This is a genomic window from Streptomyces sp. NPDC059454 (assembly GCF_042749965.1).
Lineage (GTDB): Bacteria > Actinomycetota > Actinomycetes > Streptomycetales > Streptomycetaceae > Streptomyces.
This window is the reverse complement of the sequence record NZ_JBHYVC010000041.1, coordinates 1-24,109: the sequence shown is the minus strand read 5'-3', so window position 1 is coordinate 24,109 and position 24,109 is coordinate 1. Positions and strand designations below refer to the sequence as shown.

The following is a 24,109-nucleotide window of genomic DNA, read 5'->3' as shown; positions in this document are numbered from 1 at the left end:
GTCGGCCCGGTTACCGAGAATGACGCCATGGACCGTCTGCTGCACCTCGACCGTACGCTCGACGAGCTGGATCCGCCCCGCTGGGAGGATCCGGCCGCCGACGCGACCCGCCTGATCCGCACGGTGCACGAGCTGCGGCGCGTGCCGCTGCGTGAACTCCGCCCGGCGGATCTGCGCATGCTCGTCTCGCAGCAGGTCGCCCTGCCGTACGTGCTGCCGCTCGCGGTGCGCCTGCTGCTGGAGGAGCCGCTGCTGGACGCCTGCTTCTACGAAGGGGACCTGCTGCTCGCGGCTGTCAGCGCCCCGGCCTCGGTCTGGGCCCTCTTCCCGGACCTCGCCGCACCGCTGTGCGAGGTGATCGGGGCGCTGCCGCCGGAGGCCGTCGAGGATCTGCCGCGCGGTGCGGCCGAGGACCTCGGCCGGTTCGCCGGCCGGCCGGTACCGTCCCGCTGATCCGCTGATCCGCTGATCCGCTGATCCGCTGATCCGCGCAGGCGGTGACCCTGTGTATCCGCGGACAAGCCTGCGCCGATGAGCTGTGGGACCGTAGATTATGCGTTGGCCAAAACAGCCCTCGAACGACTACGGACGGTACTCATGACCGACCCTGCCGCGGCACCGGGATCAGCGCAACAGAAGATCGACACCTCGGTTCCGCACTCGGCCCGGATCTGGAACTACTGGCTGGGCGGGAAGGACAACTACCCCGTCGACGAGGAGGCCGGCGACGCCTACACCGCCGTCTTCCCCGGGATCGTCACCATCGCCCGCAGCAGCCGTGCCTTCCTGCGTCGCAACATCACCTACCTGGCCGGCGAGGCGGGCATACGGCAGTTCCTGGACATCGGGACCGGACTGCCGACGGCCGACAACACGCACCAGGTCGCCCAGCGGATGGCACCCGAGGCCCGGATCGTGTACGTCGACAACGACCCGATGGTCCTGGCCCACGCCCGCGCCCTGCTCTACTCCACCCCGGAGGGAGCGACCGCGTACGTCGACGCCGACGTCCTGGACCCGGACCGCATCCTGGAGGTCGCCGCCGAGACGCTGGACTTCAGGCGTCCCACCGCTCTCATCCTCAGCAACATTCTGGGTCACATCGCCGACTACGACCAGGCGCGCTCCATCGTCACCCGGCTGATGGCCGCGCTGCCGTCCGGCAGCTACCTCTCCGTCAACGACGGCTCACGGGGCATCGACCCCGTGTTCGAGCAGGCCCAGGACGCCTACAACGAGAGCGGGGCCGTTCCCTACAACCTGCGTACGGTCGACCAGATCACGGCGTACTTCGAGGGCCTGGAACTCATCGAGCCCGGAGTCGTCCCGGTCCCGCTCTGGCGCCCGGACAGCGACGCCCCCGCGCCGGATCCCATCGGCGAGCACGGGGGACTCGCCCGCAAGCCCTGACGTAATTCGCTGGACAACACCGGGGGCCGATGGCGAGCGTTGGCGGAATGGAGCAAGAAGACATCTGGGACGCGGACGCCGCCCGGCGCTACGACACCCCCGGTACCGGAATGTTCGCGCCCGAGGTTCTGGGGCCGGCCGTGGACCGCCTCGCCCTGCTCGCCGGGGGCGGGGCGGCGCTCGAGTTCGCCATCGGGACAGGCCGGGTCGCCGTCCCGCTCGCCGGCCGCGGAGTCCCCGTCACCGGCATCGAGTTGTCCCGGCCGATGGTGGAACAGCTGCGGACCAAGGCCGACGAGGCCACGATTCCCGTAATCATCGGCGACATGGCGACCACCGCCGCCCCGGGCGATTACACCCTGGTCTACCTCGTCTTCAACACGGTCGCCAATCTGCTCACCCAGACCGAGCAGGTCGAGTGCTTCCGTAACGCCGCCCGCCACCTCGGTCCCGGCGGGCGGTTCGTGATCGAACTGTGGGTGCCCGAACTGCGCAAGCTGCCACCGGGCCAGCCGGCCGTCGTCTGTCAGTCCGAGCCCGGGTACATCCTCCTGGACACCTACGACACCCTGCGCCAGCACGTCGTCTCGCATCACTTCCACTTCGACGGCACCAAGCAGGCCGAGCTGTTCCGCACCCCGCACCGCTACATCTGGCCGGCCGAACTCGACCTCATGGCCCAACTGGCCGGTTTCGAGCTGGAATCCAGGCACGCGGACTGGGACGGCGCCGAGTTCACCGCCGAGTCGCGCTCCCACGTCTCCGTCTACCGCATCCCGCCCTCCCAGTAACCGCACCGCCGTCCCGCAGCCCGCCCATTACATCGATGAAGACTGCCCACCGGAAGGACTTTGAACTCATCGAGTACAAAGTCTGGACGAGTTGAGTAGAAGTCTCCTAGCGTGTCGCCGCAACCGTTGGCGTTTTCGCCCATCGGCACCGGAGTTATCCGGCCCTCCGGTCGACTCAGCAGGAGGAAGCATGGACGCACGGCTGTACCGGCGCGCCCGAAGATCCCTGACAGGACTGCTCGTCGGCGCGTTCGTCGCGGGCGGGCTCTGGGGAGCCCCCCTGGCATCGGCCAGGCCGGCCTCCGCACCACAGGCCGACGTGCCGCCACAGGAGCCCGGAGTCACCCTGCGCGTCTTCGACGTCCAGGTCCCGCTCGAGAAGATCTGCACACTCAAGCCCGGACAGACCCCGAACTACGACAAGTTGATGCCGACCGTCGACTGGAGGACGACCGCCGACTTCGGCGGGTTCGGCGACAACTTCGTCACCCAGGTCACCGGCAACATCCACGTGCCGGCCGACGGTTCGTACACCTTCCGGCTGACCAGTGACGACGGCTCACGGCTGCTGATCGACGACCGGCCGGTCATCGACCACGACGGGCTGCACGGTGCCGAACCCAAGGACGGCACCGTCCAACTCACCGAGGGCATGCACGCGTTGCGCATCGACCACTTCGAGCGCGGCGGTGACCAGGTGCTCAACCTCGCCTGGCAGCCGCCGGGCGCCGACGGCTTCACGACCGTGCCGAACACGGCGCTGAGCACCGACGCCGGCGTGGTCCGGGTCACCGCCCCGGGCCGCAAGGAGTGCGAGGGCGTCAGGGACTCGCCGGGCGACGGCCTGCCGCTCAACTCGGTGCGCCCCGACCACACCCTCACCGACCTGCGCCCGGAGGGCTTCGAACCCCAGGTCACCGGCATGGACTGGTTGCCCGACGGCCGTCTGGTGGTGAGCACCTGGGGCGGCACCGACAACACGGCCGGCGAGGTCTACGTCATGGACGAGGTCACCGGCACCACGGGCCCGGACAAGGTGAAGGCCACGAAGATCGCCGAGGGTCTCAAGGAACCGATGGGCCTCAAGGTCGTCGACGGCGCCATCTTCGTCTCCCAGAAGCACGAGCTGACGGAGCTGGGCGACAGCGACGGCGACGGCTTCATGGACAAGTCCAAGACCATCGCCACCTGGCCGTACGGCGGCAACTTCCACGAGTTCGCCTTCGGACTGCTGTACAGCAAGGGCTACTTCTACCTGAACCTGTCCGTCGCCATCAACTACGGCGGCGCCACCACGGACCCGCAGCTCGCACCCGGCCGCGGTGCGACCATCAAGGTCGACAAGAAGACCGGCAAGGTCAGTTACATAGCCGGCGGGCTGCGCACCCCGAACGGCATCGGCTGGGGCCCCGGCGGCGACCTCTTCGCCACCGACAACCAGGGCGGCTGGCTCCCCTCGTCGAAGCTGGTCCACATCAAGCAGGACCGCTTCTTCAACCACTACACCAACCCCGCGGGCCCCTTCGACTCCGAGCCGGTGACCCAGCCGGTGCTCTGGCTCCCGCAGAACGAGATCGCCAACTCGCCCAGCACACCGCTCCACCTGACCAAGGGCCGGTTCAAGGGGCAGATGCTGTTCGGTGACGTCACCTACGGCGGTCTCCAGCGCGCCTACCTGGAGAAGGTCAAGGGCCAGTACCAGGGCGCCGTCTTCCGTTTCACCCAGGGTCTCGAAGCCGGCGTCAACCGGATCACCATGGGCCCCGACGGCGCGATCTACGCGGGCGGTCTGGGAGCGGACGGCAACTGGGGCCAGGAGGGAAAGCTCAGGTACGGCCTCCAGAAGCTGACGCCGAACGGCGGCAACACCTTCGACATCCAGGCCATGCGGGTGAAGAAGGGCGGCTTCGAGCTGGAGTACACCCAGCCCCTGTCGCAGGAGACCGCTGACAACCTTGTCAGCCACTACGAGGCCGAGCAGTGGCGCTACACCCCGACGCGCGACTACGGCGGACCCAAGATCGCCGAGGAGACCCTGGAGGTGACCTCGGCCAAGCTGTCGGACGACCGCAAGAAGGTGACCCTGGCCGTCGAGGGACTCAAGCCGGGCCGCGTCGTGCACCTGCGCTCCCCGCGCCCGTTCGGCTCGGCGTCGGGCGAGACCCTGTGGAGCACCGAAGCCTGGTACACGCTCAACGCCATGCCGGGCAAGCAGCCCGAACAGGGCCCGCTGTACGAGGCCGAGGAGGCGTCCCTCACCGGCGCGGCCGGCATCAACACCGACCACCGGGCGTACTCCGGCAGCGGATTCGTCGACCGGTACGGCACCCAGGGCGCCACGACGACCTTCGACGTCGAGGCGGACCGGAGCGGAACGTACGACCTGGGGCTGCGCTACTCCAACGGTCCGGACCCCTTCCGGGGCACCAAGTCCCTGTCCCTGTACGTCAACGGACGGAAGGTGAAACAGACCGAGTTCCGCAGCACCGGCGACTGGGACACCTGGTCGACACAGACCGAGGTCCTGCGCCTGCGCGCCGGGCACAACAGCGTCGCCTACCGGTACGACGAGGGCGACACCGGCCACGTCAACCTCGACCTCCTCACCGTCGACCGGCACGGCAGAGCGATCGACCTGTTCGACGGCGACGGGCTCGACCGGTGGCAGCACACCGACGGGCGCCCGGTTCAGTGGCCCGTCACCGACGGTGCGACGGAGGTCTGCTGCGGGGACATCCGCACCAAGAACAGCTACGACGACTTCAAGCTGCACGTGGAGTACTGGCTGCCCCGGCTCCCCCCGGAGGTGACGGGCCAGGACCGCGCCAACAGCGGCGTCTACCTCCAGGACCGCTACGAGCTCCAGATCCTGGACTCCTACGGCGACACCACACCCGACACCAACGAAGCGGGAGCGATCTATCTGAAGAAGGCCCCCGACGTGAACGCCGCCAAGGCCCCGGAGACCTGGCAGTCGTACGACATCGTCTTCCGCGCCGCGCGCTACGACGCCGAGGGCACCAAGACGGCCGACGCGCGGGTCACCGTGGTGTGGAACGGCAAGAAGATCCACGACGACGTCGTGATCGACAGCCCGACCGGAGGCGGAGCGTCCGAAGGTCCCGCAGCCGGGGCGATCCGGCTGCAGGACCACGGGAACGCGGTGCGCTACCGCAACATCCGTATCGAACCGCTGAGTTAGCGCACGGGGACCGGGTCCGGCGTCCTGCCGTCCGAAGCGCCCGCCACCCGTGACCGGGTGCCCCCCCCCAACCCCCGTAACCGACCCATTCTGTTGGGGGGCGGCCCGGGGCGGGTGCTCATGGCCCCCCCCCGGGCCGTGCCCGACGCCGGACTCCTCGTCCTCGCCACCGTGCGCGCCCTTGGGGCCGATCATGCCGAACGCGGTCAGGGCGGCGGCGACGACGGCCGCCACGGCGCACACCGTGTACGCGGTGCTGAAGCCGCTGCCCAGGGCCTCCAGTGCGTCCACGTGCTGAACTACCCGAAGAACCACGAGGCCTGGTTCGACATCGTGATGAACGAGGTCGACGGCGAGTGGTACGAGGAGCGCAACCCGGTCACCCTCGCGCCGAACATCGACATCCCGGTCTGGCTCCAGATCGACCAGGGCCGCGGCTGGACACTGGACGGCACCATCGAGCTCTACAACCGCCTCAACGGCCCCAAGAAGCTGGACATCGGCCCCTACCCGCCCATGCAGTCGCGCCCCTTCATCGAAGAGCACGACAAGATGTTCCGCTGGTACGACTACTGGATCAAGGGCATCGACAACGGGATCATGGACGAGCCCGCCGTCACCGTCCACGTCGAGGGCTCCCGCCGGTACGCCACCGGCGCCCAGTGGCCGCCGAAGGACGTGGAGCACAAGTCCCTCTACCTCCGCCCGCGCCACAGGCTCTCCTTCGAGCCCGAGCCGACCCTCCCGCGACGCCCGGACGGCGAAGCCGGAGGGCGAGTGTCAGTGCCCGGTGGCACGCTGAGGCCAAAGGGAATCAGCGAAAGGACACCGCGGTGATCACCACTGACTTCGCCCCCGGCTCGCCCTGCATGCTCGACCTCGGCACCCCCGACGTCCGGGCCGCCGCCGCCTTCTACGGAGCGGTCCTCGGCTGGGACTACGAGCCCATGGGCGACGGGGAGGACGTGGAGGGCGGGATGCTCCGCAAGGACGGCAAGATGGTCGCCGGGCTCGGCAAGCTCACCGAGGAGGGCGCCCGTCCGGCCTGGATGATCTACTACACCGTCGCCGACGCGGACGCCACCACCCAGGCGGTGGAGCGCGCCGGCGGCACCGTGCGGGTAGCGCCGACGGACCTCGAACAATGGGGCCGGATGGCACAGTACAGCGACCCGCTGGGCGGCCAGTTCGCCGTCTGGCAGCCGGGGGAGAGCAAGGGCGTCGACCTGGTGGACCAGCCGGGCTCCCTGTCCTGGACCGAGCTCTACACCAGCGACGCGGCGGCCGCGAAGGAGTTCTACGGCGGTGTCCTCGGCTGGCGGTTCAGCGACACGGAGATGCCGGGAGGGGAGGGTACCTACACCCTGATCACCCCGGCCGGGCTGCCCGAGGAGCGGATGCACGGCGGCCTCATGGAGGTCGGCAAGGAGGACCTCGCCCTGGCGGACGGACGGCCGTACTGGCACCCGGTCTTCAACGTCACCGACTGCGACGCCGCGGTGGCCGAGGTCACCGCGAACGGCGGAAGCGTGCAGATGGGACCGGTCGACGCGGAGGGCGTCGGCCGCATGGCCGTCTGCCTCGACCCCTTCGACGCGGACTTCGTGGTGCTCACCCCGGCCGAGAGCTGAACGCAGGACATGCCGGACCGGCCGTCACCGGGCCGATCGCTGCGCGTACACCTCGATCTCGATCTTCATACGGGGATCGGCGAGACCGCACACGAGCATGGTGGCGGCCGGCCGCACGTCGCCGAAACAGCGGCGCAGGACCGGCCAGCAGGGCTCGAAATCGGCCCGCTCGGGCAGCAGATAACGCACCCGCACCACATCGGCGAAGGTGCACCCCGCCTCGGTCAGCGCGGCCCCGATGTTGCGCAGGCACTGCTCGGCCTGCTCCACCACGTCGTCGGAGATGGTCATGGTGGCGTAGTCGAACCCGGTGGTGCCGGACACATGCACTCCGTCGCCGTGGACCACGGCGCGGGCATAACCGATCTGCTCCTCGAACGTCGAGCCGCTGAGGACCGTACGTCGTTCCGTCACACGCCGCACGCTAGGCGACCGGCATCGATACGTCCAATACGGCAATGGTGACCCCCTGATATCTCTGGACGTATGACGCGCCCGGAGCTTCCCCTGCCGCAGCTGCACGCCTTCCTCGTCCTCGCCGAGGAACTCCACTTCGGTCACGCGGCCGCCCGGCTGGGCATCGCCCAGCCACCGCTGAGCCAGCAGATCCGCCGCCTCGAGGACAAGGTCGGCCATCCGCTGTTCCACCGCGGCCCGGGACGCGTCACCCTCACCCCGGCCGGCCGCGAACTGCTCCCAGCCGTACGACGGGCCCTGGGCGACCTCACGGACGGTCTGTCCGCCGCCCGGGCCGCCGGGAGCGGCCGGTCCGGGCGCCTGCGCATCGGCTTTGCCGCCTCCCTCGCCCTGACGGTCCTGCCCGGCCTGCTGCGCACCTTCCGGCAGCGGTTTCCCGACGTGCGCCTGGACATCCGCGAGATGACCACCGCACCGCAGATCGCCGCCCTGCACGAGAAGTCGATCGACATCGGCCTGCTGCGCGAGCCACCCACGGACGAGACCGGACTCGGCTTCGAGACCGTCCTGACCGAGCCGTTCGTGGCCGTTCTGCCCGCGGCCCACCCGCTCGCCGCCCGGCGGACCGTGGAAGTGGCCCGGCTGGCGGACTCGCCGTTCGTGCTCCTGCCCCGCGTCGTGGGCCCCCGGCTCCACGACCGGATCACCGGCCTGTGCGCCGAGGCGGGCTTCACACCCCGGATCGCCCAGCACGCGGTGGAATGGCAGACCGTCTGCGCCCTGGTGGAAACCGGCCTCGGTGTCTCCCTGGCCCCGGCGAGCATCCGGCGCATCCGCCTCGAAGGCGTCGCCTTCCGGGCCGTCACGCCCGGTACCGCCCGCACCCGGGTCGCCGTCGCCTGGCGGAGGGACGACCCGAACCCCCTGGTCGCCAACCTTCTGGCCACGGTCGGCCGGGAGCCGCAGGACGATGTCTAACCGGCCGGGTGCAGCTCTTTCAGGGCATCCAGTACCTCCTGGTCGGTGACCCGGTGGAAGTCGTCGTACCACTCACCGACCGACCGCACCTGCGGCGGCTGGTACAGGGAGACCACGTCGTCGGCCTCGTCCCGCAGCGCCGCGGCGGTCCTGTGGCCGCACACCGGCACCGCCAGAATCAGACGCAGGGGATCGCCGCGTCGAAGATGCCGCAGGGCCGCGCGGGCGGTGATCCCCGTGACCAGCCCGTCGTCCACGACCACGATGCTGTGACCGCCGGCCTTCGGCGCGGGGCGTCCACCGCGGTAGACCCGCTCCCGCCGGTGCAGCTCGACCCGCGCCCGCGCCACCTCCGAGCCGAGCTTGTCCTCCGAGAGGTCCAGGGCCCGCAGCCCCGTACGGTCGAACACCGGGGGATCGTCCCCGGCGATCGCCCCGATACCCACCTCGGGGGACCCGGGAACCCCGATCCTGCGGACCACGAGCACATCGAGGGGCACCTGCATCGCCCGGGCGATCTCCGCCCCGACCGGGACGCCACCGCGCGGCAGCGCCAGCACGGTCACATTCGCGAGATCGCCGCTGCTCGCCCACTCCAGCATCCTGACGGCCAACTCCTGTCCGGCATGCGCACGGCTCTGGAATCGCACGGCTCGCTCCCTTCCTCGGCCACGGCTGCCGGGTAACCGTCATCGGCCCCCACTCACCTGGGGATGCCATGGCGACGAGCCGCCCACCGCTCCGCCGCGCGCCGCACGGCCGGCCTCCCGAACATCGTCGCCCAAGGGCCCGGGCCAACCGGCTGACACCTTGGGCGCGCACCGCGGAACGTGCCCGCCGCTCACGGCACGGTGGAGGCACGAACGCACACGACGAGAACACCCTGGCCCGGGCCCGCGTGGCGACCAGGCTGCCGGCCCGGGACCTCGGCCGGGCCCGGCGCTTCTACGCCGAACGGCTCGGTCCGGAACCCGTCGACGAACGGCCCGGCGGACTCCTCCACCGATGCGAGGTCGCGGATTTCGTGCTCTTCCGGTCGACGGGGGCCTCCTCGGGCACCTTCACCCAGAGGGCGTTCGAGGTCGACGACATCGAAGGCGTCGTGGCGGAACTCAAGCGGCGCGGCGTGGTGTTCGAAGACGTCGACGTGCCCGGGTTCCGCACCACCGACGGCATCGCCGACATCGACGGCAACTACCCGAGCAAGGGTGCCCTCGCCGAACGCGGAGCCTGTTTCCGCGTTCGGCGAGGGCGACCTGCTGGGCGTCGGTGAGCCGGTCGCGTGAGAAGCGCCGCTGTTCTCAGCGGTCCCGGGACAGGCGGAGGAGGTCGGCGAAGGTGCCGGCGGCGTGGACGAGATCGTCGTAGGTGCCGTGTTCGGTGATCCGCCCCTTTTCCATGACGACGATGTGATCGGCGATCTTGGTGTTCTCCAGACGGTGAGTGACGACGATCGTGATGCGGTCGCCCGAGATCGCCTTGATCTTCTCAAAGATGCCGTGCTCACCACGCGGGTCCATCTGGGAGGTGGGCTCGTCCAGGATCAGCAGCGGCGGGCGACGGTACAGGGCCCGGGAGCAGGCCAGGCGCTGCCACTGGCCGCCGGAGAGTTCGGCACCGCCGAAGATCTCACGGGCCAGGAGGGTGTCGAGGCGAGCGGGCAGGTCCTCGACGGCGTCGCGCATTCCGACCGCGTCGACCGCTTCCCACACCTCCCCGTCGTCGAGGCTCCTCGGCTGCCCCAGCGTCACGTTCTCCCGCACCCGCAGGGGCCACTGGGCGAAGATCTGCGGCACCAGGCCGGTGCACTCCCACACCGTGGCCGGATCGGCGTGGGCGATGTCGGTGCCGTCCCAGCTGACCCGGCCCTTGTCCGCGAGGTAGATGCCGGTGATCAGCCGGGTCAGGGTGCTCTTGCCGGAGCCGTTCACGCCGACCACGGCGAGGATCTCCCCCCGCCGCAGGGTCAGCGAGACACCGTCGACGGCGGGCCTGTCCTTGCCGGGGTACTGATAGGTGACCTCGTCCAGCCGGATCTCCTCCACCGGGGCCCGGACGATGTGCGGGCCCCGCTCGGGCGCCCGCGCGGCGGCGTCGTCGAAGAACGCCTGCATGTCGCTGAGGTACAGGCTGGTGTGGAACACCGCCGCTCCGTTGACGACGACCTGGGACAGTGCCGCCAGGGTCGTCTGGACCGCGACGACGGCCGTGGCGGCGACGGCCGGTGCGATCCGCCCGGTGACGGCCAGCCAGGCGAGCATCCCCCAGGTGGCGGCCAGGAACGCCCCACTGGCGACGGAGGACACCAGCGCGATGCGCAGGGTCCGGGGAGCGGCGGTCAGGGACCGCTGGTCGACCCGCTCCGACAGGGCGCGGTACCAGTACAGGAGGTAGTCGGTCATGCCGTTGGCGCGGACCTCGTCCGCGTACTTCGGCGTGGTCGCCCACCAGCGGGTCATCCCGCGCACGTTGCGGTCCGCGACGTTCGCGTAGTGGATCTCGTAGTCGACGCGCGCGGTGAGGACGGCTCCCACTCCGGCGGGGGCCACGGCCAGCAGGAGCAGGGGCAGCATCAGGGGGTTGAGTACGGACAGGACGCCGCCGGCCGTGAGCATCCTGATCAGCGCGGCCATGAAGCGCTGGGCGTCCATGACCATCACGTGTGTGCGCATCACGCCCATCTCGGCCGCCTCCTGGCGGTCGGAGAAGCCGTCCGTGGCGTACGCCGCGGCCTCGACCCGGCAGACGGCCTCGACCAGCGCCGAGTCGGTCTCCGTCGACAGCCGGGGCGTGATCCGCCGTTCGGCGTACATGGCCAGGGCCGCCGACGCGCGGGTGACGGCGCTCGCCGCCGCGACGACGACGAGCGCGGGGAGCGCCCGGTGCAGGCGGTCCGCGACCGTGCCCGTCCCGAGGACCGGGCTCATGGCGCTCGCCGTGGCCGCCAGCAGCACCGCCGCCGACACGCCCGTGACCAGCTGGCAGGTGAGGAGCAGGACCACGGCCCGACGGTCGGTCCGCCACGCCATGGCGGTGATCCGGCGCAGGACGGAGGGGAGCTGGGAGCACAGGGAGCGGAAGCCGACCTGGCCGAGCGGGTTGACGGAGTAGTGGCCGGAGTACGTGATCTCGGCGGGCGGCGGGGGCGGGACGGACTGGGCGGTCTTGCGGGTCAACGGCACTTCTCCCTGCCTGGTCGATGGCGTGAAGGCGATGGCACGAGGCTCAACGAGGCAGGGAGCGATATCGAACACAGGTGTTTCGGACGAAGCGAATTCCGTGCGGGGCGCGGTGCCCGGGGGCGGGAGAGGCGCCGGTCCTTGAGCGGCGGGGATTCGTGCGCGGATCCGGGTGGCCGAAACGCCGACCGCCGATGCCCGTGCGACGGATGGGGTTCTCGTGCGGCTCGTTCAGAGGCGCGGAGCCCCGGTCACCGACATCACCAGGGAGTACAGGGAGGTGGTGGCCGTGATGAACAGGCGGTTGTTCTTCGGGCCGCCGAAGGCGATGTTGGAGACGGGCTCGGGCACGCGCAGCCTGCCGATGAGGGTGCCGTCGGGGTCGTAGCAGTGCACGCCGTCGTCGAGTGCCGCCGCCCACAGGCGGCCCTCGTCGTCGAAGCGGATGTTGTCGAAGCGGACGTCGCCGCGGGCCTCGGCGAAGACGTCGCCGCCGGACAGGCTGCCGTCCTCGCGGATGCCGTACACATGGATCCGGGCGGCCCGCGAGTCGGAGACGTAGAGCCGCTTCTCGTCGGGGGACAGGACGACCCCGTTGGGGCCGGAGAACCCGTCCGCGGCGAGGTGGACCTCCCCCGAGACCGGGTCGATCCGGTACACGTTGCACGCGCCGATCTCGGACTCGGCGCGATGGCCCTCGTAGTCGCTGGTGATGCCGAAGTCCGGGTCGGAGAACCAGATCGTGCCGTCGGAGCGTACGACGGAGTCGTTCGGGCTGTTGAGCCGCTTGCCGGCGTACCGGTCGGCGAGGACGGTCACGGTCCCGTCGGGCTCGGTGCGGGTGACGCGGCGGTTGCCCTGCTCGCAGGTGACCAGCCGGCCCCGCCGGTCGAGGGTGTTTCCGTTGCTGTGACCGGCCGGGGTGCGGAAGACCCCGACCGTGCCGGTGGCCTCGTCCCAGCGCAGGATGCGGTCGTTGGGGATGTCGCTCCAGACCAGCTGGCGCCAGGCGGGCAGATACAGCGGCCCCTCGGCCCAACGGCAGCCGTCGTACAGGACCTCCAGCCTGCTGTCACCGTTCGCGCAGCGTCCGGTACGGAAGCGGTCGTCCAGGATTTCGTACGGGCCGTTGCTCGGCATGGCGTCCCCTCGTCGAGAGTGATCGGAACTGGATTATCGGCCGTCGGCCGGTCGCACTGTCCCGGTGGGCCGCGGCGGGGGCGTACGGCGCCCCGGCGGCGCCGTCCGTACGCGGCCGGAGGGCGCGACGGTACCGGCGTCGGTCGGCCGGAGGTGCGGAGCGGCGCGCCGCTGCGGCCGTGGCGCCGTCCGGACCGCCGGTGACGAGCGCCTCCGTCTCGATCCCCGGCCCGGCAGGGGCGAACGGCAGTGGATGTGGGAACCGGACGAGGATGCCCGGGGGCCGCTCTCCCCCGGGAGCGGCGGCCACTTCTTCGCCGACGTGCACCCGGAACCGCCGGTTGTCAGGTCGTCGCCGGCCTCCTCGCCCTCGGCCGCGCGGTCCGCGCGCTCACCCGGGACGCGGCCCCGCCCCGGCCCGGGCATGACGCCCGAGGTAATCGACCCGCTCCTTCCTCCTCCGGCAGGATCAAGCACGTCCACCGAGACACCGAGACCCCGTGCCGGAATCCGGCCGCAGCCGCGAGGAGAGCGTCATGTCCACCCGTATCCCCGCCACCACCACGCATTCCGACGCCGAGGCCACCCGGGCCGTCGTGCGGGAGTTCCTCGCCGCCCGGTCGGCCGGGGACACCGGACGGCTCGTCGCGCTCTTCGCCGACGAGGTCGACTGGCTGCTCGCCGACAATCCCGCCGTCCCGTGGATCCGCCCTCGCTCCACTGCCGCCGAATGCGCGGCCCAGTTCACGGAGTTGATGGAGCACACCGTGCCCGAGGACGCGCGTGCCTCCGTCGGCGCCTTCCTCGTCGACGGGAAGGACGCGGTCCTGATGGGGCATCTGTCGGGGACGGTACGGGCGACGGGACGGTCCTTCCAGGGCCCGTTCGCCCTGCGCCTCACCGTGGAGGGCGGCCGGATCACCCGTCACCACCTCTACGAGAACAGCCTGTCCATCGCCGAGGCCTGCGCCGCACCCTGACGGCCGGGCGCGGGCCGACGCCCGGCTCAGCCGAGGAGTTCGGCGACCATGGCGGCGAACTCCTCCGGGGTGGCGAGACGGATGCCGAGCTGTTCGGCCTTCGCGCGCTTGGAACCGGCGCCCTCGCCGGCGACCACGAGGCCGGTCTTCTTGGAGACGCTGGAGGAGGAGCGTCCGCCGGCCCGTTCGACGAGTTCGTTCATCTCGTTGCGGGAGAGCTTCTCCAGCCTCCCGGTCATCGCGCCGGTGACCACCACCGTCATCCCGGTCAGCGGACCGCCTTCGGCCGGGCCGTCGGCCTCGGCACCCGCGGGCGGTGGCGGAGTGGCCCCGGGCTCCGTCATGTTGACGCCGGCGGCGGCCAGTTTGTCGATGAGCGGAGCGAGTTCGGCCAGCTCCGCGACGATCGAGGGCGCCTTCTCCGCCCCGATGCCCTCGACCCGCTGCATCGACTCGGCGTCGGCCGCGCGGATGTCGTCCATGGTGGCGAAGTAGCGGGCGATACGCCGTGACATGGACCTGCCGGTGCCGCGCACGCCCAGCGCGCACAGGACCCGCGACAGTGGCTGCTCCCTGGCCTTGGCGAGCGCGGCGAGCAGATTGTCGGTGCTGGTCTCGCCCATCCGCTCCAGGGCGAGCAACTGCTCGCGCCGCAGGGTGAACAGATCGGCGAGATCGGTCACCAGGCCCGCCTCGACCAGCTGTACCACCCGGGTGGCGCCGAGGCCTTCGATGTCGAGCTGGTCGCGGCCGGCGGCGTAGGCGAGGGAGGCGACGAGGTGGCAGTTGCGGCCCTGGGCGCACCGCCAGCGCTCCTCGCCGGTGTCGATGTCCGAACCGCAGCGCGGACACTGCGCCGGGAACTCGACCGGCCGCTCCTCGCCCGTGCGCAGATGGGCGACCGGAGCCTCGATGCGCGGGATGACGTCACCCGCGCGGTGCACCATGACGTGGTCGCCGAGGCGCAGGTCACGGCGGGTGATGTCGGCCGGGTTGTGCAGGGTGGCGTAGGTGATGGTGGAGCCGTCGATGACGACCGGTTCGAGGACACCGCGCGGCGCGATGATCCCGGTGCGGCCGACGTTCCACTCCACCTCCAGCAGCCGGGTGATCTTCTCCACGGCCGGCAGTTTGTAGGCGATCGCCCAGCGCGGTGCGCGCGAGCCGGACCCCGCGGCCCGCTGGTCCTCGGCGAGGTCGGCCTTGATGACGATCCCGTCGATGCCGAACGGCAGCTCGGCGCGGAGCGCGGCGATCTCCTTCACCCGGACCAGGACCTCCTCGGGCGTCCCGGCGACGACGTCCGGGACCGCCGTACGGGCGCTGGTGTGCACCCCGAGGTCGCCCGCCAGCGCCATCAGATCGCTGTGCGCGAGCTCGTTCAGCTTCCCGGCGAGGGCGGAGCCGGTGTCCGGCAGCGGCAGCAGTCCGTAGCCGAAGAACGTCATCGGCACCGTGTAGAGCCGCTCCTTCGCCCGCAGGGTGCCCGCGGCCGCGTTGCGCGGGTTGGCGAACGGCTGCCCGCCGTGACCGGTGCGCACCTCGTTGGCGTACTCGAACTGGGCCGCCGTCATGAGGACTTCGCCGCGCACCTCCACGGTGACCGGCTCGTCCAGCTTCTCGGGCAGTCCCTCGATGGTGCTGATCGCGTGCGAGACGTCCTCCCCGGCCGTCCCGTCCCCGCGGGTGATCAGCCGGGTGAGACGGCCTTCGCTGTAGCGGGCGGCGATCGCGAGCCCGTCCAGCTTCGGCCCCACACTGAAGCGTGTCGCGTCGTGGCCGATGCGGCGGGACAGGGACGCGGTCCAGGCGGTGAACTCCTCGGCGGAGAACACGTTGTCGAGGCTGAGCATCGGCACCGTGTGCGGGACGTCGCCCTCCACCGCCCCACCGGCGACCTTCCCGGTGGGGGAGTCGGGGAGTATCCCGTCGGGATGCTCCGCCTCCCAGTCGGCGATCCCGCGTACCAGCCGGTCGTACGTGTCGTCGTCCAGCGGCGAGGTGCCGCCCTCGTAATAGGCGGCCGACGCGCGCACGGCGTCCTCGACCGCCTGCGCGTAGGCGGCGGCATCCACGATCACTGCTGCAGGTGTTGTCATGCGTCGCATCTTGCCTCCCACCACTGACAACGAGGTCCGCCGGTGATCACGGCCGGTTCCATTTGCCTAAACACTTTAGGTGAATGCATAATCGATTCAGTTGATTGGGAGGATGGTTATGGCGGCGCGTGCAGGACTCACCCCCGAACGCCTGACCCGGGCGGGGGCCGAGCTCGCCGACGAGGTCGGCTTCGACCGGGTGACCGTCTCGGAGCTCGCCCGGCGTTTCGACGTCAAGGTGGCGAGCCTGTACTCCCATCTGAAGAACTCCCACGAACTCAAGACGCGGATCGCCCTGCTCGCGCTGGAGGAGCTCGCCGACCGTGCCGCCGACGCCCTGGCCGGACGGGCCGGCAAGGACGCCCTGACCGCCCTGGCGAACGTCTACCGCGACTACGCGCGTGAGCATCCCGGCCGTTACGCCGCCGCCCAGTTCCGGCTCGGTCCGGAGGCCGCCGCGGGCAGTGCGGGAGTGCGGCACGCACAGATGACCCGTGCCCTCCTGCGTGGCTACGACCTGACGGAACCGGACCAGACCCACGCGGTCCGCCTGCTGGGCAGCGTCTTCCACGGTTACGTCAGCCTGGAGATGGGCGGCGGGTTCAGCCACAGCGCCCCCGACACGCAGGAGACGTGGACACGCGTCCTCGACGCGCTGGACGCCCTGCTGCGCACCTGGCCCGCGCCCTGACGGCGCCGTCCACCCCGTTCATCCACCCGCCCCGACAGACGGAACGAAGCGATGCCCTCCACCCCGCGCACCTGGACCACCACACCCGTCACCGCGGACCTCGTGCGCGGCGCCCTCGACCTGGAGCACACCGCGAAGGGGGTGCTGCCCCACCGCCTGCCCTCCTGGGCCCGCGCCCAGAACGCCGACGGACAGCTCGCCATGGCCGAGTCCCAGCCCTCCGGAGTGCGGCTGGTCTTCCGCACCAGGGCGACCACCGTCGAGCTCGACACGCTGCCCACCAAGCGGGTCTACGCGGGGGCTCCGCCCCGCCCGGACGGCCTGTACGACCTGCTGGTCGACGGACGCCCGGCAGGCCGGGCGGTCGCGACCGGTGGCAACACCCTGACCATCGACATGAGCACCGGAACCGCCGAGCGCGGTACCGGCCCCGTCGCCACCCTCCGCTTCACCGGCCTGTCCGAGGGCGACAAGACCGTCGAGATCTGGCTGCCGCACAACGAGACCACCGAACTCGTCGCCCTGCGCACCGACGCCCCCGTCGAGCCCGCACCCGCCTGTGGACGCCGCACTTGGCTGCACCACGGCAGCTCCATCAGCCACGGCTCCGACGCCGCGAGCCCCACCACCACATGGCCCGCGCTCGCCGCCGCGCAGGGCGGCGTGGAACTGGTCAACCTGGGGTTCGGCGGCAGCGCCCTGCTCGACCCGTTCGTCGCACGCACCATGCGCGACACGCCCGCCGACCTGATCAGCGTCAAGATCGGCATCAACCTGGTCAACGCCGACCTGATGCGGCTGCGCGCCTTCACGCCCGCCGTCCACGGCTTCCTCGACACCATCCGCGACGGCCACCCCACCGTACCGCTGCTGGTCGTCTCACCCATCCTGTGCCCTCTCCACGAGGACACACCCGGCCCCACCGCCTACGACTTCAGCCGGCTCGGCGAGGGGCAGCTCCTGTTCACCGCCGTCGGTGATCCCGCGGAACGGGCCGCGGGCAAGCTGACGCTCAACGTCATCCGCGACGAGCTGAAGCGCATCGTGGCACAGCGTGCGGCGGACGACCCGAACCTGCACCACCTCGACGGCCGTGACCTCTACGGCGAGGCGGACCACGCCGAGCTGCCGCTGCCCGACCGGCTCCACCCGGACGCGGCCGCGCACCGCCGCATCGGGGAACGCTTCGCCGCCCACGCCTTCGCGGCCGGCGGCCCGTTCACCGGCCGCCGGCGCTGACCTACTCGAAGAACTTCAGGCTCCAGCCGGTGTCGGTGTCGGGGCCGGGGACGTTGGCGCGGCTGTAGGTCGTGCTGCCCCACCACGCGAAGGTGCCGGTGTACCAGAAGCGGTTCTCCCAGGCGTACGGCGTTCCCTTCGGGACGGCATGGAACATCAGGGGGAACCGCGGGCCGGCCGGCGGGCTCGTGTCGATGTCTCCGTCGAGCAGGACGAAGGTGTGATGGCCGGGGCCGTTCACGTGCAGCGTCGGATCCCAGCCGGCCATCATCGTGGCCCTGTTGGAGCCGAACAGGCAGCCGTTGGACTTGTACCAGTCCCACACGTACGTCGGATCGCCGCCGGCCCGCAACCGCAGGTCGGCCAGGCAGTACTGGTCGCTCCAGCTGCCGTTGGCGGAGTACGCGATGTGCAGCTGCCCGTTGGGGTCCTTGATGGGCTCGGGGCCCTCGTTGATGAACGGGTTGCCGACCACCCGCTCCCAGCTCTCCCGGGGCTGCGAGATGACGTACCGCGCGCCGGTCGGTGTGGTCGGACTGCTCATCCGGGCGATGTACAGGTTCTGTTCGACGTCGGTGTCCCCGGCCCAGCCGGACCAGACGAACCAGCGCTGACCGTTGAAGGTGAACAAGGTCCCGTCGATGGCCCACTTGTCGTCGGGCAGGGCCAGTTCCGTCTCGGCGGAGTAGCCGCCGGCCGGGCTGGCGGAGCTGATCACGTACATCCGGTGGGCCGCGCCGCGCCCGGCCGTGAAGTAGATGTAGTAGCGGCCGCCGTCCCGCACGATCTCCGGCGCCCAGACCTCACCGCGGCCGCGCGTGTCCGACCAGACCTGCCGCGGGGTCGCCGAGTCCAGAGCGGCCGTCGAGGGGGCCTGCCGTACGACGAGGCCTCCTCCGGCCGACTGCACGGAGATGTACGTGCCGCCGACCCGGAGCACGCTCGGGTCCGCGGCGCGCAGGCCGGTCCGGTCCGCCCGGGCGGGCTCCGCGGACGTCAGGGTCAACGCGGCGGCGAGAACGCCGGACAGCACGAAGCCGACGACGCCGGCCGGACGGCGAGAGAGTCTCATCGTCCCGTTGGGGAGCCTGGCCATCGTGTCCCGTCACCTCCGCGCCGAGGTTTACATCGATGAAATATGCCCCACAGGATGGTGACTGGTGTCGGACATGTCAAGAGAGCCCGCAGGGCCGAGTCGCCGCCGCGCGAACCGCCATCCCGTCGTGGAAACACATGTGCTGACGAGCCGTCAGCTGTGTGCGAAGCCTGGACAGCCGTCGGGCGGCGTGTTGTCATTCCGCTGCACACCGGATTTCCAACGTTGGAATGAAGGGTCGGCCGAGCCGACGGCCACCCCTGTTTCGTCCTGGCCCCATGCCCTCTGCGCGAGGAAAGGTTCGATGACAAGACAACTCACCCGCCCGGGATCCAGATCGTGGGCTCTGCTGACCGTGGCCGCCCTGGCCCTGTCCACGGGCGCCCTGGCGCCCGCCGCGTCGGCCGCCGTGCCGATGGCCGGAGTGTCCGTCGGCCGGACCGCCGCCGACGCCGATGTCGTGGTGCACGGCCTGAAGGGCGAGTACTTCAGCATGTCGGCACCGGGCGCCCGGGACTTCGCCGAACTCGGCGGCACCCTGCTCGAGCCGCAGATCAACTTCTCCGGACTGACCGGCACCTTCGAGGAACTGACCGGGCGGACGGAGCACACGACCGCCCGCTGGACCGGGCAGATCGAGGCACCGGAGACCGGCGAGTACACCTTCCACGCCATCGGCGACAACGGGTTCCGGCTCTTCATCGACGACGAACCCGTCATCGACCACTGGGTGGGCGACTGGGACAAGGAACAGACCAGCGCGGCGGTCAGGCTGACCGCCGGCGAGAAGCACGACTTCCGCATGGAGATGTTCCAGGACGTCGGCGGCGCCAACATGTTCCTGCGCTGGTCGACGCCGACGATGCCCAAGCAGCTCGTGCCGACGACGGCGTTCACCCCGCCCGCCGGTTTCGAGGTCTTCCCGGTGGAACCGACCGTCACCGAGGACGGCCGGAAACTGCGCGCCCGGTTCGAGGACCCGGTGAGCGACCTCACCGGGGTGGCCGGCCACCTCAAGATCGAAGCCGACACGACCGCCATGCCTGTCAAGTCGGTGGCGGCCGACCCCGGCGACCCCGACTCCCTCCTGATCACACTCTCCGAGCCGATCCAGAAGGACCAGCAGGTCCGGTTCACCTACGACGGCGAGGGCGGCCTCACGGCCGGCGGCAAGACCGTGCCCCGGATCGTCCGCTACGCCACGAACACCTCCACCCACCGCATCACCACCCCGTGGGGCGACAAGGTCGACACGAAGAACCCGCTGCCGGAGTACCCCCGCCCGCAGCAGGTCCGCACCAAGTGGAAGAACCTCAACGGACCCTGGCAGTTCAGCGGCGCGAAGGCCGGCGAGCAGCCGGTCTTCGGCAAGGACCTGGACGAGAAGATCATCGTGCCGTTCCCGGTCGAGTCGCAGCTCTCCGGGCTCGAGCGGCACGAGGACCACATGTTCTACCGCAAGCTCGTGGACGTGCCGAGGAGCTGGAAGGTCGGCAAGAGCGGCCGGGCCGACCGGCTGAAGCTCAACTTCGGCGCCGTGGACTACCGGGCCACCGTCTGGGTCAACGGCGAGAAGGTCACCGAACACACCGGCGGCTACAACGCCTTCAGCGCCGACATCACCGACGCCCTCAAGGGCCGGGGCAAGCAGGAGATCGTCGTCGCGGTCACCGACACCGGTGGTGCCGACCAGCCGACGGGCAAGCAGTCCACCAACCCCGGCGGCATCTTCTACACCCAGTCGTCCGGCATCTGGCAGACCGTCTGGATGGAGCCCGTCGCCGACACCTCCATTGACAACGTCGTCACCACGCCCGACATCGACACCAGCAGCCTGGCGGTGACCGTCGAGTCCGACGACGCCTCCTCCAGGGCCCGGGTCGAGGCCGTGGCCCGTGACGCCCGCGGCAAGGTCGTCGGCCGGGTCAGCGGTCCGGCCAACAGCAAGCTGAGCCTGCCGGTGGCCAAGCAGCACCTGTGGAGCCCGGACGACCCCTACCTCTACGACCTCGACGTCAAGCTGACCGACGGCAGGTCGACCGACAAGGTCGCCGGCTACTTCGGCATGCGCGAGATCGGCATCGAGAACGTCGGCGGCTACCAGAAGCTGGTGCTCAACGGCAAGCCGGTCTTCTCCCTCGCCACCCTCGACCAGGGCTTCTGGCCCGACGGCCTCTACACCCCGCCCAGCGACGCCGCGCTCGCCTTCGACCTTCAGGCGCACAAGGAGCTCGGCTTCAACGCGGTCCGCAAGCACATCAAGGTGGAATCGCCGCGCTGGTTCTACCACGCGGACAAGCTCGGTCTGCTGGTCTGGCAGGACTTCGTCTCCGGGAACCTCACCAACGAGACCGGGCAGAAGGCCTTCGTCGACCAGGGCCGGGAGATGATGCGCCAGCACCACAACTCGCCCTCCGTCATCGGCTGGATCGTCTTCAACGAGGGCTGGGGCGAGTGGAACCGCGAGGAGAGCGGCCGTATCGCCGAGTCGGTGAAGGCCGCCGACCCGTCCCGGATCGTCAACGCCCACAGCGGTGTCAACTGCTGCAACTCCAAGGGTGACTCGGGCAAGGGCGACATCATCGACCACCACGACTACAACAACGACGACCCGCCCTTCCCCGACCACCGGGCGGCGATGGACGGCGAGCACGGCGGCTTCACCCTGCGCACCCCTGGCCACATGTGGCCGGGCACGCCGACCGTGATCTACAGCGGCGTGGCGGACAAGGCGGCGCTGACCCGCAAGTACGTCGAGAACACCGAGAAGTTCTACCTCGACCAGGCGGGCGCGGAACTCTCCGGTTCGGTCTACACCCAGATCTCCGACCTGGAGAACGAACTCAACGGCCTCTACACCTACGACCGCCGTGAGATCAAGGTCGACCCGGGCCCGGTGCGCGAGATCAACCGCAAGGTCATCGCGGCCGGTGCCGCGGCCGGCGAGCACAAGCCGCTGAAGGGCGGCGGCTCCTGGTCCCTCGACGAGGGCACCGGCACCACCGCGAAGGACGACGGCCCCAACAGCCTGCCGCTGAAGCTGAGCGAGGGCACCGGCTGGACGGACGGGGTCAGCGGCAGCGCGCTGAAGTTCGACGGCCAGGGACAGTACGCCCAGACCGAAGGACCGGTGCTCGACACCACCGGCAGCTACACGATCTCCGCCTGGGTCACCCTCGACGCGCTCCCCGGCAACTACGCGACCGCCGTCAGCCAGGACGGACGCCGCCAGGCGAGCCCGTTCTACCTGCAGTACGGACAGGGTGCCTTCGCGTTCAGCACGCCCGACGGGCAGCGCGCCCGGCTGGAGACCAGGCCCGAGACCGACCGCTGGTACCACCTGGTCGGTGTGCGTGACGACGCGACGAACCAGATCACGCTCTACGTCGACGGCAAGCGGGCCGCGACCTCCACGGCCGGCCCCGCCTACGTCGGCTCCGGGCCGCTCGCCGTGGGCCGCGCCCAGTGGAACGGCCAGAACACCGACTTCTGGAACGGCTCGGTGGACCAGGTCCGCGCCTACGACAAGGCGCTCACCGCCGAGGAGGTGAGCGCCCTCCACGACCAGGAGGCGCCGTAGTCCCGCGCCAAGCGGCCGGCGGTCCCGGCGGTAGGGTGACGCCCTCCCGCCGGGACCGCGCCGGTTCACTGCGCGGGGCTGATCGCCACGTTGTCGAAGGAGGCGGCGGTGTCGAAGACGCGGACGCCGTTGGCGCCGCTGCGGAACGTGTCGTCGGTGACCGAGATCCTCGGTGTCAGCAGGTCGTCGACGTACACCTTGATGGACGAGCCGACGGCCGTGACCCGCAGCCGGTGGGTCGAGCCGGGGGCGATGGACATCCGGGCTGTTCCCAGCGGGGTCCAGGAGTCGTTCGCCCGTCCGAGGACCACCTTGCCGTCCGCTCCGATGCCCGCGTAGTACCCGGAGTAGGCGTCGACGCCGGTTCCCGGCCGGGTCGCCCGGAACACCAGACCGGCGTCGCCCCTGCCCGAGGCCGGCGTGACGTCGACGTCGTGGGTGAAGTCGGCGAAGTTCGTGTCGAGCAGTGCCTTGCCTCCGAGCGAGCGGCCCGCCCGGTAGCGCCCGCCGGCCGCCGCCCAGGACCCGCCGTGGGTCTTCCAGCCCAGCGCGTTGCCGTCGGCGAAGTTGTCCCGCACCTTCATCTCGATGCGCTCGATGGTGCCGTCGGCGCGGAAGTGCATGCGGTCGTAGGCCAGTTGACGGTGGTTGCCGTCCGTCTCGCTGAGCGGGCGCCGGTGGTAGAAGATGTACCAGATGTCGGTGCCGGGCACATTGACGACCGAGTTGTGGCCGGAGCCCTTGGCGACCGCCGGATCCTGGGCGAGTACCTTGTCGATCTTCTCGAAGGGCCCGGTCGGCGAGTCGGAGATGGCGTACGACACGGAGTAGTCGGGCCCCGTCCAGCCTCCCTCGGACCACATCAGGTAGTACTTCCCGCCCCGCTTGAACATCTGCGGGCCCTCGACGTAGTCGGCCGGGGTGATCTCCTTGTAGGTCGATCCGTCGGCGAAGGTGCCGAGGCTGGTCATGTCCGGGTTGAGCTTGACGACGTTGGCGTGGCCCCAGCCGCCGTAGTACATGTACGCCTGGCCGTCGTCGTCGATGAAGACGTCCTGGTCGATGGGCTGGGCCCCGTTGTGGAACCGCGAGATGAGCGGCCGTCCGATGGCGTCCTCGTACGGGCCCTCGGGACGGTCGGCGACGGCCACCCCGATCCCGCCGAGCTGGGAGTCGTTCTGGATGTCGTTGGCGGCGAAGTACAGGTAGTACTTGCCGTTGCGTTCGATCGGGGCGGGCGCCCACATCGCGCGCTCGGCCCACGAGATGCTCGCCTTGGTGAGGATCTCGCTGTGCTTGGTCCAGTGGACCAGGTCGGTGGAGGAGAAGGCGTCCAGGTGGGTCTGCTGGTCGTAGGGCCTCGAGGTGGTGGGGAAGACCCAGTAGGCGCCGTCGTAGACCGCGATGTCCGGGTCGGCGTACCAGCCGTCGACGAAGGGGTTGCCGGCCTCGGCGGTCGTGTACTCGGGTACGGCCGCGGCGGCGGGGGAGGGCGCGAGCATCGTCAGCAGGCCGCCGGTGAGGAGGAACGCACAGCATTTGGCGGCGAGTCCGGTTGTCTTGGCAGTCATCGTCCAGGAACTCCAGTGGGGTGGGAAAACGGGTGCGGTGGCGGCCCGCTGTGGGCCGCCACCCCTCTTATCACGGGGAAGATTTAGGCGCGCTCACGGGGCCCC

Annotated in this window: 18 protein-coding genes and 1 pseudogene; 12 read left to right on the top strand and 7 right to left on the bottom strand. The window is 70.4% G+C overall.

What is annotated here, in order from left to right; translation table 11 throughout:
• Positions 1 to 27: 27 nt before the first annotated feature.
• The 6 genes from ACFXAE_RS24735 to ACFXAE_RS24710 all read left to right on the top strand — a co-directional run bounded on the left by ACFXAE_RS24735 (position 28) and on the right by ACFXAE_RS24710 (position 7,034).
• Entirely contained in the window at positions 28 to 453 is a 426-nt protein-coding gene (locus tag ACFXAE_RS24735) for a contact-dependent growth inhibition system immunity protein (RefSeq protein ID WP_384718537.1), read from the top strand.
• Positions 454 to 597: 144 nt separating this feature from the next.
• Entirely contained in the window at positions 598 to 1,410 is an 813-nt protein-coding gene (locus ACFXAE_RS24730) for an SAM-dependent methyltransferase (RefSeq protein WP_384718535.1), read from the top strand.
• A 47-nt stretch (positions 1,411 to 1,457) separates the two neighbouring features.
• Positions 1,458 to 2,201, top strand: coding sequence for a class I SAM-dependent DNA methyltransferase (locus ACFXAE_RS24725; protein WP_384718533.1), 744 nt, complete (start codon positions 1,458 to 1,460; stop codon positions 2,199 to 2,201).
• Between the two features lie 190 nt (positions 2,202 to 2,391).
• Complete coding sequence (locus ACFXAE_RS24720) at positions 2,392 to 5,403, top strand: family 16 glycoside hydrolase (protein ID WP_384718531.1); 3,012 nt, start codon at positions 2,392 to 2,394, stop codon at positions 5,401 to 5,403.
• Positions 5,404 to 5,523: 120 nt separating this feature from the next.
• Positions 5,524 to 6,240 (top strand): hypothetical protein, encoded by a 717-nt coding sequence (locus ACFXAE_RS24715; RefSeq protein WP_384718529.1) that lies wholly within the window; start codon positions 5,524 to 5,526, stop codon positions 6,238 to 6,240.
• Positions 6,237 to 7,034 carry a VOC family protein gene (locus ACFXAE_RS24710; RefSeq protein ID WP_384718527.1) on the top strand — a complete coding sequence of 266 codons (798 nt, stop codon included), beginning with the start codon at positions 6,237 to 6,239 and terminating at the stop codon, positions 7,032 to 7,034. Before ACFXAE_RS24715 ends, ACFXAE_RS24710 begins: the two co-directional genes overlap by 4 nt.
• A gap of 24 nt (positions 7,035 to 7,058) precedes the next feature.
• Here ACFXAE_RS24710 and ACFXAE_RS24705 read toward each other — a convergent pair whose 3' ends face one another.
• A complete protein-coding gene (locus ACFXAE_RS24705) occupies positions 7,059 to 7,448 on the bottom strand; it encodes a RidA family protein (RefSeq protein ID WP_384718525.1) in 390 nt (129 codons plus the stop codon).
• A gap of 72 nt (positions 7,449 to 7,520) precedes the next feature.
• Between ACFXAE_RS24705 and ACFXAE_RS24700 the strand changes: the two genes are divergently transcribed.
• On the top strand, positions 7,521 to 8,429 hold the full coding sequence (locus ACFXAE_RS24700; RefSeq protein ID WP_384718523.1) for a LysR family transcriptional regulator: 909 nt from the start codon (positions 7,521 to 7,523) through the stop codon (positions 8,427 to 8,429).
• Here ACFXAE_RS24700 and ACFXAE_RS24695 read toward each other — a convergent pair.
• Positions 8,426 to 9,079, bottom strand: a complete 654-nt coding sequence (locus ACFXAE_RS24695) for a phosphoribosyltransferase (RefSeq protein WP_384718521.1) — start codon at positions 9,077 to 9,079, stop codon at positions 8,426 to 8,428. The two genes, ACFXAE_RS24700 and ACFXAE_RS24695, sit on opposite strands and share 4 nt — an antisense overlap.
• Positions 9,080 to 9,312: 233 nt before the next feature.
• Between ACFXAE_RS24695 and ACFXAE_RS24690 the strand changes: the two are divergent.
• Positions 9,313 to 9,715 (top strand): annotated as a pseudogene (locus tag ACFXAE_RS24690) (VOC family protein).
• A 15-nt stretch (positions 9,716 to 9,730) separates the two neighbouring features.
• Here ACFXAE_RS24690 and ACFXAE_RS24685 read toward each other — a convergent pair.
• Both ACFXAE_RS24685 and ACFXAE_RS24680 read right to left on the bottom strand, forming a co-directional pair.
• On the bottom strand, positions 9,731 to 11,605 hold the full coding sequence (locus ACFXAE_RS24685) for an ATP-binding cassette domain-containing protein (RefSeq protein ID WP_384718519.1): 1,875 nt from the start codon (positions 11,603 to 11,605) through the stop codon (positions 9,731 to 9,733).
• A 234-nt stretch (positions 11,606 to 11,839) separates the two neighbouring features.
• The gene (locus ACFXAE_RS24680) at positions 11,840 to 12,748 is read right to left on the bottom strand and encodes an SMP-30/gluconolactonase/LRE family protein (protein ID WP_384718517.1); all 909 of its coding nucleotides are present in this window, start codon (positions 12,746 to 12,748) and stop codon (positions 11,840 to 11,842) included.
• A gap of 536 nt (positions 12,749 to 13,284) precedes the next feature.
• Between ACFXAE_RS24680 and ACFXAE_RS24675 the strand changes: the two genes are divergently transcribed.
• A complete protein-coding gene (locus ACFXAE_RS24675; protein WP_384718515.1) occupies positions 13,285 to 13,728 on the top strand; it encodes a nuclear transport factor 2 family protein in 444 nt (147 codons plus the stop codon).
• A 26-nt stretch (positions 13,729 to 13,754) separates the two neighbouring features.
• Here the strand turns inward: ACFXAE_RS24675 and ligA are convergent, their stop codons facing one another.
• Positions 13,755 to 15,827, bottom strand: a complete 2,073-nt coding sequence (ligA, locus tag ACFXAE_RS24670; RefSeq protein WP_384718513.1) for an NAD-dependent DNA ligase LigA — start codon at positions 15,825 to 15,827, stop codon at positions 13,755 to 13,757.
• A 118-nt stretch (positions 15,828 to 15,945) separates the two neighbouring features.
• Between ligA and ACFXAE_RS24665 the strand changes: the two genes are divergently transcribed.
• Both ACFXAE_RS24665 and ACFXAE_RS24660 read left to right on the top strand, forming a co-directional pair.
• Positions 15,946 to 16,518, top strand: coding sequence for a TetR/AcrR family transcriptional regulator (locus tag ACFXAE_RS24665; RefSeq protein WP_384718511.1), 573 nt, complete (start codon positions 15,946 to 15,948; stop codon positions 16,516 to 16,518).
• A 51-nt stretch (positions 16,519 to 16,569) separates the two neighbouring features.
• Positions 16,570 to 17,757 carry a GDSL-type esterase/lipase family protein gene (locus ACFXAE_RS24660; protein WP_384718509.1) on the top strand — a complete coding sequence of 396 codons (1,188 nt, stop codon included), beginning with the start codon at positions 16,570 to 16,572 and terminating at the stop codon, positions 17,755 to 17,757.
• Between the two features lies 1 nt (position 17,758).
• Here the strand turns inward: ACFXAE_RS24660 and ACFXAE_RS24655 are convergent, their stop codons facing one another.
• Complete coding sequence (locus tag ACFXAE_RS24655; protein ID WP_384718507.1) at positions 17,759 to 18,829, bottom strand: glycoside hydrolase family 43 protein; 1,071 nt, start codon at positions 18,827 to 18,829, stop codon at positions 17,759 to 17,761.
• A 328-nt stretch (positions 18,830 to 19,157) separates the two neighbouring features.
• On the opposite strand from ACFXAE_RS24655, the gene ACFXAE_RS24650 reads away from it, so the two are divergent.
• Positions 19,158 to 22,433, top strand: a complete 3,276-nt coding sequence (locus ACFXAE_RS24650) for a LamG-like jellyroll fold domain-containing protein (RefSeq protein WP_384718505.1) — start codon at positions 19,158 to 19,160, stop codon at positions 22,431 to 22,433.
• Positions 22,434 to 22,498: 65 nt separating this feature from the next.
• On the opposite strand, the gene ACFXAE_RS24645 is transcribed toward ACFXAE_RS24650, so the two are convergent.
• Positions 22,499 to 24,004 (bottom strand): glycoside hydrolase family 43 protein, encoded by a 1,506-nt coding sequence (locus tag ACFXAE_RS24645; protein WP_384718503.1) that lies wholly within the window; start codon positions 24,002 to 24,004, stop codon positions 22,499 to 22,501.
• Positions 24,005 to 24,109 lie beyond the last annotated feature (105 nt).